The sequence below is a fragment of the Lyngbya sp. CCAP 1446/10 genome, from assembly GCF_026130175.1.
Classification (GTDB): domain Bacteria; phylum Cyanobacteriota; class Cyanobacteriia; order Cyanobacteriales; family Microcoleaceae; genus Microcoleus.
In genome coordinates, this window is record NZ_JAIGNI010000033.1 from 1 (window position 1) to 15899 (window position 15899).

The window sequence follows — 15899 nt, forward strand, 5'->3', positions numbered from 1 at the left end:
AATATAAGTTTCTAGTATTTTATCCTGTTTCTAGCAAGGCAAGAGTAAAAATAAGTTAAGACTTTGGATTCAATCCAGTAAAGCAAAACTTTCCATTATATCATAAAATTATTTTGCAAGAGGTCTAGTATCTTGAATTTCATACCACTTATAATTACCAGCTTTGCGTCCTCCCCAATCACCATCTCTAGTGTCATTCCATTCTTTGGGACGGGGTTCTAATTGTTTTCGATACTGATTTAAATAAAATTTAATAGCTGGATAATTATCAATTTCAATTCCTCGGCGAGCAAAAATCATCCAGAGGTTTTGCCATTGGGAGTGCCAACGTTTTATATCTTGACCTCTGAGATATGGTTTGATAACTTCAGCAGATTTTGGGTCGGATTGAATCAAACTATTTTTGGTGGCTTCATCAATTAAAAATGCTTCATTTAATCCAGTTAATATTCCCCAATAAGGCTTGATTTCAGCCAACTCTTTGAGTGCAATGCCTGCTTGCTGAATTTTTTGCATCAACTCATCAACCTTTGGTATTTCTAAACTCCATGCCTCACCATTAAAGCGCGACCAAGGAATGTCGTAACCGTTTTGTTTCACGTATTGGGTGAGATTGATATTAGCAAGTTCCTCACGGGGAACCGGACAAATAATCACAGGCAAATTAGGTTGTGGTTTTTTCTCCTCAATCTCCTTCTTTGTTTCAGATATAGAGGAAAATGGCTCAGGTTTTCGTACTGCTACAATACAAGGAAAAGTATCAGCATCTTCAAAAATTGGAGCGTGTCCAAAATCAATAATCTGCTCAAACACGGCATGATAAGCAAAAAACTTGCGAAGCGGTTCGCCATAACCTGATCTCAGCCATTTATTAGTTACAATATAAGAAAGAATCCCCCCTGGCTTAAGAAGTTTAAATCCTTTCTCATAGAAATAAGTATACATATCCGCCATTCCATGATAAGACTCGTAATTAGCTTGTAGGTAAGGCTTAAGCGAGGAAAACAACTTTTGGCGCACGTAAGGCGGATTGCCAAGGACAACATCAAAACCGCCATCAGCAAAAATCTGCGGAAATTCAGCTTGCCAATCAAACGCTGTATCTGCTACATTACTGTCAGCGACAATCGAGTTTCCCGCTTTAATATTATCATCCAAATACGTCAGGGTTTTACCAGGTTCGGCCGTCTTCAACCACAGAGAAAGTTTGGTAATTTCCGCCGATTCCGGCAGCAAATCTACGCCGTACAGGTTGTTGCTTAAAATGCTTCTGTCAAATTCCAGCGAGTTGCCGTTTTTTGGTTTATACCCCAAAGCATTCAATTCGCGATCGACTCTTTCATACTGCTGCATCAAATAATCAAAAGCCGCAATCAAAAAAGCTCCCGAACCGCAGGCTGGATCGATGACTCGCGTTTTTTGCAGCACCTCGTCTCGATAGGCTTTCCAAAACTTAATTGCTGTTTTCTTTGGTGGCTTAACGGACACTTCAGCAACTTCGCCCATCTGGAAGAAATCGCGCAATTCTTGCTCTCGCCGCTGCAAATAGCCGCCGAGAGAAACCTCGACAATATACTGAGTAATAAAAGCAGGCGTGTAGAACACACCTTGAGTTTTTCGTTTGCCTTTTTTCTGATTGTATTCCTGTCCGGCAGTTTCAGCATTTAACTCTTCCAAATCTGTCACAGATTGCTCGAAGATATGTCCCAAAATATCGACAGAAACTTCGGTATCAAAATCAAATCTGGTCAGCTTATTAAGCCTACTGCATAGAAGATTGGGAACAGTCAATTGTGCGTCTAAAATCGGATCGAATTTAAATAAACCGCCGTTGTATCCCGGTACGGGAGGGTCATCATTTCCCACGTCAACCCAGCGAAAGACTGATTGATAATTTTCCCAAATTAATCTAGGATTATATTGGTCTTTGTTATCGTGAGCGTTGCTGATGGTTTTTGGTGGCAGCAATCCTTTATCTTCACAAAAAGCAATGAATAAAACGCGGTCTAAAGTTTTTTGAGCTTTTTCGATCAGTAGGCGATCGCGATTGGGAATGTCCTGCGGCCCGGTAAAACGAAAATGCTTGACTAGATCGAGTCGAATTGCTTTGTATTCTTGATATAATTTATTGGTAATTTCCTCTTGAGCTTCGTCAGAGTCTTTTAACAGTCTGTCGATCGCAGAAACTGTTTGAGCTTGATTTGTGGGAGGCAGAAAATTGCGCCTGCAAAGCAGAAAGTAAAACCGCTTAAAAGCTTCAAGATCCGCCAAGTCAGTCAGAAAAAATTGTTCGTAATAAGCGGGAGTTTTATTGGTATGATAAAGTCGCAATTCTCGATAATTCGAGACGATAATCCAGCGACAATCTGGTGTATAATTAGCGTAGCGCCATCCTTGGTCAACTGCTGATTCCGATCGCCCGGATGCGGGACGGTCTAAATCATTTTTCGCTCCCTTGAGTTCGATCGGAGCAATCACTTTACCTTGCAGGGACACCGCTTTGCCTTTAGGATTGCTAGCAGCAGTAAAAAAGCCGATCGCCCCGTCAGCAGAACCGCCGCCATCAGATATCGTTTGTTCCGCGTTAATTTCCCAAGCTTTCCCCGCACCTTGAATTACCGAGCAATATCCCAACACATCCTGAAAAATATCATTAATAAAACTGCCGTGCAGCGAAACTTCTTTAATTTCGTCTAACGTACCCGTTTTAAGTGCAGCAATCCACGTTCCCAATTTTTGGCGGCGCACTTCCATATCTTGCGGAAAACTAAAAGCACGCAAAGCTGTGTTGAGTGTTTTGCTGTGAAAAAGGGCGCGAGTAGAGCGATTGGTCATCTTTTAAAAGCAGATTAATCAAGTTAATTTTACCGCATCTAAGTGCAACAACGGCTGAGATTTTGCCATTCTCCCATCCAGTTATACTCAAAACGGGCGATCGCTCTTCGTTGATCAGCCTCCCGCAGGCGCGGGCTTCCCTAACGCACCTACCTTCAAAAAAGGCGATCGCACCCGCGATCGCACAACCGCCCTAACAAGCTGAGCTAGCTCTCATTTACTTAGCATATTGTAATTATCAAGAAAACCTATAATTTTTTCTTGATGGCTTTCCGCTGCTCCCTCCGGGTTTTACAGCAATAATTAAATACGTATAAGCTAATCTGCACGAATCTCAAAGTTTTGTTACAATGGTCAAGCTGTTACAAATCGTAACTTATGCTGATTTCTATTTTAATAATTGACGTAGCCCTAGTTGCCTGGTCTTTGCATCTAATGCAAGAGGCGATCGCGCAACGGGAATTTTCACTAATGCTAGCCGGCACCCTAGTTGCTGCCTCAGCAGCGGCCCTGGTAGTCGTCTACTTCCTCATGGGGTCTTGTTTGAGCCATTTAACCGAAATATCCCAGCACACTTACTAAATCAAAGTAGCGATCGACAATTGTCAAAAAGCGAGGAATGCAAAAAAAAAGCCAAAAGCCTTGCGAGTCCAAGGCTCGAAACTATTTTCTTAAAAAGGCTTGACAAACATCGGTCAGTTAAGGCATGATTGAGAGCGCGAAAAGAAAGGGGAATTAGCTCAGTTGGTAGAGCACTACAATGGCATTGTAGGGGTCAGCGGTTCGAGCCCGCTATTCTCCATAAATCAAGATTAGATAAGACGTACGGTTGAAACCGCGTCTACAAAAACCAAGTCCGCCTCCGCGGTGTAAAGAGAATAACGCAATTTTCACCGCCCATTCTTCAACCCCTCTCAGCTCGGGTTTCGTTTGTATAGACGCGGTTTCAACCGCCCGGTCTTCTTTGGGCATTACCTGAAATTCGATCGCACACCACAAAAACCAATTTTCCCCTAAAATCAAAACAAGTCTACCCGCAAAAAAACAAAGCGCTACCTGTGGCAAAGTCAACTGAACCCAACAATCCAGAGAATCCGAGTCAGCTTGCGCGATCGCCTCTGTACGAACTATCATTAGAGCTCAAAGGTCGGATAGTGCCCTTTTCCGGGTGGGAGATGGCAGTACAGTACGCAGGCATCAGCAGCGAACACCAAGCAGTACGTCAGCAAGCAGGAATGTTCGATATTTCCCACATGGGAAAGTTCTGCTTGAGAGGAAAACAAGTAATAGAAAAATTTCAACCCTTAGTACCCTCAGATTTGAGCCGCTTGCAACCAGGACAAGCTCAATATACAGTCTTACTAAATGACAAAGGCTGCATCTTAGACGACATTATTTTCTACTGCCAAGAACCCGATGCCACCAGTGGTGAAGAACGTGCAGTAATCATTGTCAACGCCGCCACTCGCATTACAGACAAAGCCTGGATTCTCGCCCACTTAGACTTGAACGAACTTATTTTCACAGACATCTCCGAAGACCAAGTTTTGATCGCAATTCAAGGGCCAGAAGCTGTTAAATATCTCCAGCCTTTCGTGGAAGACAATCTCGCACCAATCAAAGCTTTCGGACACTTAGAAACCAAGCTGTTGGGACAGCCGAGTTTTATCGCCAGAACAGGTTACACCGGCGAAGATGGATTTGAAATAATGGTGGATATAGAAACTGGGAAAAAAGTCTGGCAAAAATTGCTAGATGCTGGTGTTGTTCCCTGCGGTTTGGGTGCGAGAGATACCTTGCGTTTAGAAGCAGCAATGGCACTTTATGGTCAAGATATTGACGACAATACCACGCCTTTAGAGGCGGGATTGGGTTGGGTAGTTCACCTCGATAGCAAAGGTGACTTTATTGGGCGCGAGGTTTTGGAACAGCAGAAAGCTACGGGAGTATCAAAACGGTTGGTAGGGTTAGAAATGCAGGGGCGGCACATTGCGCGCCACGGCTATCCGGTAATCTTTGAATGCGAAATTGTAGGAGAAGTTACTAGCGGTACATTATCGCCTACTTTGAATCGGGCGGTAGGCCTCGCGGTTGTTCCGGCAAAATTAGCTAAAATCGGTCAGCAGTTAGAAGTCGAGATTCGCGGGAAAAGTTACCCGGCTACAGTGGTGAAAAAGCCATTTTATCGATCGCAAAATCGACCAAATTAAATCAGGTTCGAGCATTCGGAATTCAGTCCTTTTCCCGGATCTAAAGTTCTCACTACAAACTTCGGCGTTGCTGATTTACGGTATGAAAGGCTAAATATGCAATTCATAAAAACCAGCGTCTACAAAGTTTCTGGATTTTAAAATTATTTATTTCATACCCTGATTAAGCAACGCCAATTGGTTTAAAGCCGGAACCCTTCTAGGGAGAAATTAAAATCAGACTATTCTTTACTCCAATCCTCTTCCTTTCAGGTAGAGGTCGCTATCAACTGTCAACTGTCAACTGTCAACTGTCAACTGAATGAAATAGCATTTCAAAAAATTAGAATTTTTGCGATAAGATAGCAGATTCCAGGTCGATCGACTACACGGCAGAAGCCGGGAATCAGGGCGGGCAGAGGACACGCCCTTACAGCAACCGGGTTTTCGCGTAGCTAGATACCTGAAAAGTGCTGTAAGTTTGTAGTCAGAACTTGACCGCTGAAAGCTGAGGTAAGGAACGATTGAAGGCAAAAGAAAAATTCTCCCATTCCTCGTCTCTTCTTCCTGCGAGTGCCGATCGGCTAACAAAGGTCTAAAATCAGTACAGTCCTCTGCTGCCTTGCTTTCGGCAAGATTTAAGCATACTTACCCTGAAACCTCATAATAACCCTTGTGCCAGAATTTGCCCAGAACCGCCCAGCGCTGGATCTGAAGACTATATTTCCATTCGAGCTAGATAACTTTCAGAGAGAGGCGATCGCCGCCCTCGATGCAGGTAAATCCGTTGTGGTGTGTGCTCCCACAGGCTCCGGGAAAACTTTGATCGGCGAATACGCCATCCATCAAGCACTATCCAGGGGGCGGCGCGTCTTCTACACCACTCCCCTGAAAGCCCTCTCTAACCAAAAGCTGCGCGACTTCCGCCATCAATTTGGAGACGAGATGGTAGGTTTGCTGACGGGTGACATCTCCTTCAATCGAGATGCGCCGATTTTGGTGATGACTACCGAAATATTTCGGAATATGCTCTACGGTACACCGATCGGCGCTGTTGGTGCTTCGCTCACCGGAGTCGAAACCGTGGTGCTCGATGAGTGTCACTACATGAACGATCGCCAGCGTGGTACCGTCTGGGAAGAATCGATCATCTATTGTTCCAGCGAAATTCAACTGCTCGCCCTCTCAGCAACCGTTGCCAATAGTGGGCAACTCACAGACTGGATTAACAAAGTTCACGGGCCCACAGAGCTTGTCTACTCAGACTTTCGGCCAGTACCGCTGCAATTCCACTTCGCCAATCAAAAAGGCATATTCCCGCTGCTAGACGAAACCGGCAAAAGAGCTAATCCGCGGTTAGTCCCCAAAAAGAAGCAGCAAAAAGCAGAAAGAGGTAGCATTCCTACTCCCAGTTTGACCGATGTTTTGTCCCGGTTGGACGATCGAGATATGCTACCAGCAATCTACTTCATCTTCAGCCGTCGCGGGTGCGACCAAGCAGTAGCAGAAGTAGGCAATTTCTCCCTGGTTAACGAAGCCGAAACAGCCGAACTCAAACGCATCATCGACGATTTTTTACAGCGAAACCCAGAAGCAGAACGCTTCGGTCAAAAAGAAGCACTTTTAAAAGGCATCGCAGCCCACCACGCAGGCATTTTACCCGCTTGGAAAGGTTTAGTAGAAGAACTCTTTGGCAGAGGTTTGATTAAGGTTGTATTTGCCACCGAAACCCTCGCAGCCGGGATCAATATGCCCGCCCGCACCACAGTCATTTCCACCCTGTCCAAGCGCACCGACAAGGGACACCGACTGCTAAACGCTTCAGAATTCCTGCAAATGGCCGGTCGGGCTGGTCGCAGGGGCATGGACGAGCTGGGGCACGTAGTCGCAGTTCAGACGCGCTTTGAAGGCGCAAAAGAAGCCTCCTATTTGGCAACAGCCAAAGCCGACCCCCTCGCCAGTCAGTTTACGCCCAGCTACGGCATGGTGCTGAATTTGCTGCAAACTCACACTATTGATGAAGCTCAAGAGTTGGTAGAACGGAGTTTTGGTCAATATCTGTCTACCTTGTATTTGCAGCCACAGCAATCGGAATTAGACCGGGTACAAGCTGAATTGGCTGTGCTGGAAGAGTCTCTGGCGGCCGGAGGTAATGTCTCCACCCTGGAAAAACAACTCGCCCATTACGAAAAATTGCAGGGAAGGCTCAAAGAAGACAAACGTTTGCTGAAAACTTTATTGCACCAAGCAGAAGAAGCTCGAATTAAGGAGATGTCCGTAGCTGTGGCTTTTGCAGTGCTAGGAACGGTTCTGAGTCTCAAAGGTAAGCACGTTCCCACAGCTAAACGATCGCACACAACTCCCGTGCCCGCCGTACTGGTTGCCAAAATCGCAGGTTCTGGGCAAGCACCAAACTTGGTATGCTTGGGCAAAGATAACCGCTGGTATATCGTCGCCATTAGCGATGTCGCCACCCTCCACGCCGAATTACCCCGTTTGAGCGTTGCAGATACCTTGATCCCGCCGCCGGAATTGACCCTGAGACTCGGCCAGTGCCGCTTGGGAAATGAAGACACTATCTCCATTGCTCAATCTATCCCAGAATTGCCGATACCGGAACCGAGCCCAGAGGCGATCGAGCAACAGCAGAAAATCGCCGCCGTAGAAGATCAACTAGAAATTCACCCAGTTCTAGAATGGGGCAATCCCGGTACTTTGCTCAAGCGCCAGCGCCGCCGGGAAGAATTGAAAAAAGAAATTCGCAAAGCCGAACAAGACTTAGAAAAACAGCGAGCTCGCTACTGGGAGCAATTTCTCAATTTAATTGACATCTTGCTGAATTTCGGCTGCTTGGAAAGAGTAGTTTCGGCAAATGTCAACCGAGATGATGCCTCCGAGAGGTTGGTGCCCACAATCTTGGGTCAAGCCTGCGCCGCCATTCGCGGTGATAATGAACTGTGGCTGGGTTTGTCCCTAATGTCTGCCGAGTTTGACGAACTCGACCCCCACCACCTCGCTGCTGCTTGCGCGGCCTTAGTTACAGAAGTTTCCAGGCCTGACAGTTGGACTCATTACTCGCTGTCTGCGGAAGTTTTGGCACCTTTGGACAATCTGCAAAAAGGCCTGCGCCGCCGATTGTTTCAAGTACAGTACCGCCACGAAGCTGCAATCCCGATTTGGCTGGAACGGGATATAGTAACTTTGGTGGAACAGTGGGCTCTGGGCGTTGAATGGCTGGAACTGATTAGTCATACAAGTTTGGATGAAGGGGATGTGGTGCGGATTTTGCGCCGGACTTTGGATTTCTTATCTCAGATTCCTCATGTCCCTCACGTCTCTGATTCTTTGCGGAGGAATGCTTGTCGGGCGATGCAGTTGATCGATCGATTCCCAGTGAATGAAGCTGCTACTCAATAATTTTTGAGTTGTGAGTTGGGGATGGGATTTGCGATCGTCGAACATCTTGTATGCACAATGCGCACCAATTCAATTTGTAGGGTGCGCAATGTGCGCCGGTTGACTAAGTTATTGTAGGGTGCGTCGCCTGGGATAAATCCCTAACTAAAATCGACAATCTAACAGCGACGCACCTCTGCTTACAAAGCCAGTGTAAACAAACCAAACACTTCTTTTGTCGCAAAATTTTGTAAAAATGATATTAGTAAAAAAAATTACCAACTGAATCAACCGGTGCGGTGTGCATCGCCCTACAATAACTATTCATTGCTTCAATCCTCGGACTTCCACGTAGAGGCAAGCTGTCAACTGTCAACTGTCAACTGTCAACTGAATAAGCGGTGTGGTGGGTAATTGTCGTGTCAATGCAACAAATCAAAGAGCATGGTCAAATGCCTGAAGCCTGCTCTCAGTCTCAAAAAAATCGCTTTTTCACCTTCTGGAAAAGAGTCTTAATTGGAACTCTAGCGAGTACATTACTCAATCTCTCCATCCTATTTCCCTCTCCCAGTTTCGCGGAAGTAGTTCTCGGCGTTGTTCGCAGTTCCGAGAATTCCCCCGATTGGGTAAAGATTACCACGCGCCTCTGGGAAAGCGGCATTGCTTACAAACCAATCAATCTCGAAGACATCAAAAATTTGGCAGATTTAGCAGGCTTTAACGTGCTGTTTTTGGCCAATATTGAAACTTTGACTCCAGCGCAAATAAAAGTTTTAGAAGCTTGGACAAAACAGGGCGGCCGCTTGATTGCTTCGGGGCCAGTCGGCCGCAGTTCCCCGGCTTTGGTGCGTCAATCTTTACGATCGCTCCTTGGGGCCTATTGGGCTTTTCCCTTGACTCAGCGGGGGGCGGTGCAACCCCGCACCCGCTGCCGGGATCTGGCTTGCACCGCTTCTAGCAATTGGGTGCCACCGGAACAACAAAATGCCTCAGTCCAAGGCGGTGTCTTGATTCCTGCCGACGCGAACAGTCAAACTGTCGCTACTTGGAAAGATAGTTCCGGTTCCTCCGCTGCGATCGCCACCGATCGCGCTACCTATCTCGGCTGGCGCTGGGGTAGCGACGGTTCCCCAAATATAGACTCGGCTTGGCTGCGGGCCTCGATCGCCCGCTGGGGCGGAACTGTCGGCTCCCCTGCTGCGCCTATAGCAGCCACACCCCCGCTACCAAATCCCCCCGACCGACTTACGAGAAATACGCCTAGTTCGCCACGAAATACCCCGCTGAGCCGACTTTCTCCTTCTCCCCCCCTTCCCGATCCAGTACCTGCAACTTTTACAGACCCTTCGGATCAGTCGGCGCCGGCGGGTTTGGATGTGCAGGCAAATTCCAATCAGCCGATCGTCAGCATTGAAGCGTACTTGATGCGCCAAGAACTCACCAACCTCCTCGGCCGGTTTGAAAGCGCCCTGACAGCAGCTAATTCAGCCAATACCCCCATCAATCTCAATGCTGCTACCCCCCCTCAACTGGTGGCGTCAACCAACAGTGTAGGGCCGTCTGCGAGTCGCCCGCTGCCTTTGCAAGGCACAAGGACGCGGGCGGTCGCCCAAGCCCGGCAGGTTTTGCAAAATTTTGACCAACTCCTACAAGAGCAAAAATACGCTGAGGCTAGGCAGCAGTGGGTGCAAGCGCGCCAGTTGCTGTGGCAAAATTATCCCCAGGAAGGACAGCGCCTTGGGGCGGAAATTCGCGCGGTTTGGCTCGATCGCGGTACGATCGTCGCAGCGCGATCGGAACAGGGTTTGGCCGCTGTGTTCGATCGGCTTGCCGCCGCCGGGATCAATACCGTTTTCTTTGAAACTTTGAATGCCGGATATCCGATTTATCCCAGTCAAGTTGCACCCCAACAAAACCCCCTGACAGTGGGCTGGGACCCCCTGGAATCTGCGGTTAAATTAGCCCATGAGCGAGGCATCGAATTGCATGCTTGGGTTTGGATTTTTGCCACCGGAAATAAGCGCCACAATGCTTTAATTGGTCAACCTAATTCTTATCCTGGGCCAGTGCTTTCAGCTCATCCAACTTGGGCAAATATTGACAATAAAGGACGCATCCAAAATCCTAATGACGGTAAATTTTATATCGATCCGGCAAACCCGGAAGCGCGCAGTTATTTACTCCAAATTATTAGCGAAATTTCTACCCGCTACAAAGTAGATGGAGTCCAATTAGACTATATTCGCTATCCTTTTCAAAATGACAATGCGGGTTTTACCTACGGTTACGGTGTTGCCGCGAGACAGCAATTTAAGCAGTTGACTGGTGTAGATCCGGTGAATATTTCTCCCAAAGACGGCAGTTTGTGGCGGCAGTGGGTTGAATTTAAAACTAATCAAATTAATACTTTTGTCGCTGAAGTTTATCGGCTTTTGGGGTCGAATTCTCCCCGCACAATTCTGTCGGTGGCGGTGTTTCCGCACCCAGAAAGTCAGCGGATTTACAAAATTCAACAAAATTGGGAAGTTTGGGCCCGTCAAGGCATTGTAGATTTGATTGTGCCGATGACTTATGCTTTGGATACGAACCGACTTCAGCGCATAACTGAACCGCTAGCAAAGGAACAAATGCTCGGTTCGGCTTTGATTTCTCCGTCGGTTAAGTTGTTGACACTCCCGGAAGTTGTGGCGATCGACCAAATTCAAGCTTTGCGCGATTTGCCGACTGGGGGCTATGCTATTTTTGCGGTGGAAAGTATCAACAGCGGGATGCAGGGCTTTTTTAACCGCACTCAAGGGCGCCCCGTGCGTTCCGCTTCTGCTTCCGAACCAATTCCTTACCGCCAGCCCTTTGCAGCAGCGGCTTCGCGGTATACTACTCTCAAGCAGGAATGGAGTTTTTTGTTGGCTAACAATCAGTTGCGGGTGTCGGAATCTGAACTGAAAGTGCTCAAAAGTCGATCGGACGAATTGGCGCAAGCTTTCAGCAAATTGGCAGCCAATCCTTCTACCGAAAGTTTAGCAACTGCTAAAAGATTGTTGGCGAGTTTTCAATCTCAATTTCAATCTTCCATGCGCTTGCATTCTGCCGACAATAGCTATCAGGTGCAAACTTGGCAAAATCGTTTGGAGAGTTTGGATATGCTATTGCGTTACGGCGAAAGGGTGGAGTTAAATCGCAGGTAAAATCAGCTTTTTGTGCGATCGGGCGGTTCCTTCTAGTCTTTCAACAAACACGTGCTACACATACGTGGTTGGCAGCGCTGCTGCCAACCCTAGGCGCTGCGCCAAAAACCAAACAGCAAAAGAGAAAACAGCATCGTGCAGCAGTGACCAACAGAGCGATCGCATCAATTATCTGTATTAATAGTTACGGAAAAACTGTCAGCAGAAATACGTTATAGTTATTTAAATCCATACCTTCTACTATTACCATATATTCACGGTGCGAAAATCACGGATACACCGATAACTATTTTTTATTTCTCTTCAGCAATTACTAATTACCAATTACCAATTACTCTTAGGATGAATATGTTTCCTAAACCGCTCAATCGCTTTGCTACCAAAATTATCGGCAAAGCTCCATTACAAACTGTGCTCGTGCTTCCTTTTTTAGTGCAAATTGTCGGCACCGTAGGAATTGTAGGTTGGCTGTCGTTCCAAAACGGTCAGCGCGCGGTCAACGATGTTGCCGCTCAGTTGCGGGGAGAAATTAGCGATCGCATCAAAGACCGCATGGAAAACTATATGTCAATTCCCCACATTGTCAATCACCTCAACGTTCAAGGCGTAAAATTGGGGCAATTAAACCTAGAAGATAAACAAAGATTAGAACTTCATTTTCTCGAACAAATTCAATATTTTGATACAATCAGCATCATTTACATAGCCCAAGAAAATGGAGACCACTCTGGAGCAATCCGCACTAAAGATCAGATTATGATATCTGCGGCTGACAAATCGACTGGCAACAAATTAGCTCGATATACTGGTGACTCTCAGGGAAACCGCGTTCAATTAATGGAAACTTCGCCCAACATTTACGACCCGCGAATTCGCCCTTGGTACATAGCAGCAGCCGCCGCCAAAAAACCTGTTTGGACTCCAATTTATACAGATTTTTTGACTAGGGAACTGGCAATTACTGCTGCTATGCCTATCTACAACGACGCTGGCAAGCTGTTAGGAGTAGCTGGCAGCGATTTGCTGTTTTCCAAAATCAAAGAGTTTCTCGTCAGCCTCAAAATTGGTAAATCTGGGCAAACTTTTGTGATGGAGCGATCGGGAATGTTAATTGCCACTTCAACAGCGGGCCAAGAATTCGCAGTGGAAGGTAAAGAAGCAAAACGCATCAAAGCTTCAGCAAGCGAGAATCCCGTAATTCGCCAAACCGCACAGCATTTAGAAAAAACCTACCAAAGCTTAGCTAAAATCAAAAATTCTCAACAGCTTCCTTTTGATATTGACGGGAAGCGCAATTTTATGGAGGTAACTCCTTTTCAAGACGATCGGGGGTTGGATTGGCTGATTGTCGTAGTTGTGCCAGAGTCCGACTTTATGGAGCAAATTAACGCCAATACCCGCACGACTTTTTTGCTGTCGGTTGCAGCTTTGATTGTGGCGACAATTCTGGGAATTCTTACTGCTAAATGGGTGGTGCGGCCGATTTTAAGATTGAATGCAGCGGCCAAAGCTTTGGCAAAGAATGAATGGGATACAAACCTCACTCTGAATCGCGAAGATGAACTCGGAGAACTTGCCACTGCTTTTAACAGCATGGCAGAGCAATTGCAGCATTCATTTACTTCGATATCGGAAAGCGAAAACCGAGTCAAACAATTTCTCAATGCAGTACCGCTAGGCATTTTTATTACCGAGCCAAACGGTCAACCTCACTACATTAATCCTACAGGAGAGCAACTTTTAGGTAAAGGAATTATAGCAGCAGATGCCGAAAATTTGCGCCAAGCTTACAAAGTTTATTTAGCTGGAACTCAAGAAATTTACCCAGCGGAGCGTGACCCAATTTTAAATGCTTTGCAGGGCAAAAGTGTAACTGTTGATGACATTGAAATCTCCTTGACTGACAAAACTGTTCCCCTGCAAATTTGGGGCACTCCTATTTACGACGATCGAGGCAACATTGTCTACGGGATGTGCGCTTTTCAAGATATTACTGAACGCAAACAGGCGCATAAACTGTTAACTGAATACAACCAAAATTTAGCAGTGCAAGTTGCAGAACGCACGGGCGATCTTGCTAAGGCAAAAGAAAAGTTTTCTAAAGCTTTTCGTTCCAGTCCCAATGCAATTACAATCACGAGAATCAGTGACGGCAGCCACCTTGAAGTTAATGACAGCTTTTGCCGAATGATGGGCTACAGTCACGAAGAAATTATTGGAAAAACAGCGGTAGATCTGAATTTTTGGGCGACTTTAGCAGAGCGCGATCGCATGATTCAAATGTTGAAAAACAAGACGGCAATTCACAATTACGAGCTGAGGTTTCGCAATAAAAGTGGTGCAGAAAGAACGGCGCTGCTGTCGATTGAAACCATTGATATTGACGGAGAAGCTTGTTTTCTGTCGATTTCTAGCGATATTACCGATCGCCAAAAAGCAGAAGCAGCCCTCCGCGAAGCAGAAGAAAAGTACCGCAACATCTATGAAAATGCTTTAAACGGCATTTTTCAAACTGCTGCTGACGGGAAATACATCAGCGCTAACCCCGCTTTAGCTGAACTCTACGGTTATGAATCGCCCGCAGAATTGATCGCAGCGCAGCCGAATTTCAATAACCAGCTTTACGTAAATCCCAACCGCCGCCGCGAATTTACAGTGCTGATCGACGAGTACGGGATATTGTCAAACTTTGAAGCGGAAATCTACCGCAAAGATGGCAGCATCATCTGGATTTCGGAAAATTGTCGCGCTGTCTGCGATGCCGCAGAAAATTTACTTTACTACGAAGGTTTTATTAAAGACATTACTGATAGCAAACAAGCGGAAATGAAAATGCAGCAGGCGAAAGAAGCTGCCGAAGCAGCCAACAAAGCTAAAAGTACCTTTCTCGCCAATATGAGTCACGAATTGCGATCGCCCCTGAACGCAGTCATCGGCTTTGCTCAAGTCATGATCCGCAGTAAAAATCTGTCTCCCGAAAATCAAGAAGATGTCGGAATTATCCTGCGGAGTGGCGAACATTTGCTGGCTTTAATCAACCAAGTTTTAGACTTGTCCAAAATCGAAGCGGGACGCACTACTATCAATGAAAAAAGCTTCGATTTTTACCGATTATTCGACGATTTAGAAGATATGTTTGCTCTCAAAGCTGAGGAAAAAAACTTACAATTAATCTTCGATCGGGACGCGGAAGTTCCCCATTACATTTGCACCGATGAAGTGAAATTACGTCAAGTTTTAATTAATTTGCTTAATAATGCAATTAAGTTTACTTCAGAAGGGGGAGTTTCGGTGCAAGTTAAAGGAAGAAAGCGGAATTTGCACAAAAACAGCCCTGATGAATTGCCCGGCCGCTACTCGCTCCATTTTGAAGTTCAAGATACTGGTGCAGGCATTGCTGCTGAGGAAATTCATCAGTTATTTGAAGCATTTGTACAGACAAAAACAGGTAAAGATTCTCAGGAAGGCACAGGTTTAGGTTTAGCGATCAGCAGACAGTTCGTGCAATTGATGGGAGGTGAAATTACGGTTAGCAGCGAGGTTGGCAAGGGTGCACTATTTCAGTTTGACATCCAAGTTCACCTGGTTGAAGCTGCTGATATTGAAATCAAAAAAGCTCTACGTCGAGTTATTGCCCTCGAACCGAATCAGCCGAGTTACCGCTTGCTAATTGTGGACGACAAACCCCTGAACCGCCAACTGTTGGTCAAACTTCTCAGTCCGCTGGGATTTGAGTTGAAAGAAGCGAATAACGGTCAAGAAGCGGTGGATATTTTTATGGATTGGGAACCGCATCTGATTTGGATGGACATGAGAATGCCTGTGATGGACGGGTACGAGGCAACGAAACAGATTAAAACTACAACTGGCGGGCAAGCAACGGCGATTGTAGCTCTGACTGCTAGTGTTTTGGAGGAAGAACGGGCGGTGATTCTTTCGACGGGTTGCGATGATTTTATGCGGAAACCGTTCCGAGAGGAGGATATTTTTGCGGCAATGGGCAAACATTTGGGAGTACGTTATATTTATGAAGATCCAACAGCAGTCAGTGTGGCGGGTGTAGGGGAGTCCAGTCAGGATGTGCTGACACCGGAGGCGATCGCCTCTCTTTCTCCAGACTGGATGGTTGAATTCAAGCAAAATATTTTGAGTGTGGATATGGAGGCGATCGCCAGTTCGATCGCACAAATCAGCACCGTCAACCCATCTCTGGCTGCCACACTTCAAGATTGCATTAATAATTTTGAATACGACAAAATTTTGAACATAATCGAGCTCAGCGATCATCATTAAA

General features: G+C 46.2%; 7 protein-coding genes and 1 tRNA gene. 7 read left to right on the top strand and 1 reads right to left on the bottom strand.

What is annotated here, in order from left to right; genetic code table 11:
• Positions 1-108: 108 nt before the first annotated feature.
• A complete protein-coding gene (locus K4039_RS15260) occupies positions 109-2835 on the bottom strand; it encodes a BREX-1 system adenine-specific DNA-methyltransferase PglX (RefSeq protein ID WP_265236202.1) in 2727 nt (908 codons plus the stop codon).
• A 62-nt stretch (positions 2836-2897) separates the two neighbouring features.
• Between K4039_RS15260 and K4039_RS15265 the strand changes: the two genes are divergently transcribed.
• The 7 genes from K4039_RS15265 (at position 2898) to K4039_RS15295 (ending at position 15898) form a co-directional block, all read left to right on the top strand.
• Positions 2898-3032, top strand: coding sequence for a hypothetical protein (locus K4039_RS15265; protein WP_265236204.1), 135 nt, complete (start codon positions 2898-2900; stop codon positions 3030-3032).
• Between the two features lie 181 nt (positions 3033-3213).
• The gene (locus K4039_RS15270; RefSeq protein WP_265236206.1) at positions 3214-3417 is read left to right on the top strand and encodes a hypothetical protein; all 204 of its coding nucleotides are present in this window, start codon (positions 3214-3216) and stop codon (positions 3415-3417) included.
• A gap of 147 nt (positions 3418-3564) precedes the next feature.
• Positions 3565-3637 (top strand) — tRNA-Ala (locus K4039_RS15275).
• Between the two features lie 256 nt (positions 3638-3893).
• Positions 3894-5045 (top strand): glycine cleavage system aminomethyltransferase GcvT, encoded by a 1152-nt coding sequence (gene gcvT / locus K4039_RS15280; protein ID WP_265236208.1) that lies wholly within the window; start codon positions 3894-3896, stop codon positions 5043-5045.
• Between the two features lie 654 nt (positions 5046-5699).
• Positions 5700-8441 (top strand): RNA helicase, encoded by a 2742-nt coding sequence (locus tag K4039_RS15285; RefSeq protein ID WP_265236210.1) that lies wholly within the window; start codon positions 5700-5702, stop codon positions 8439-8441.
• A 404-nt stretch (positions 8442-8845) separates the two neighbouring features.
• A complete protein-coding gene (locus tag K4039_RS15290; RefSeq protein WP_265236212.1) occupies positions 8846-11605 on the top strand; it encodes a family 10 glycosylhydrolase in 2760 nt (919 codons plus the stop codon).
• 348 nt (positions 11606-11953) lie between these two features.
• On the top strand, positions 11954-15898 hold the full coding sequence (locus tag K4039_RS15295; RefSeq protein WP_265236214.1) for a PAS domain S-box protein: 3945 nt from the start codon (positions 11954-11956) through the stop codon (positions 15896-15898).
• The last annotated feature ends 1 nt before the right edge of the window (position 15899 follow it).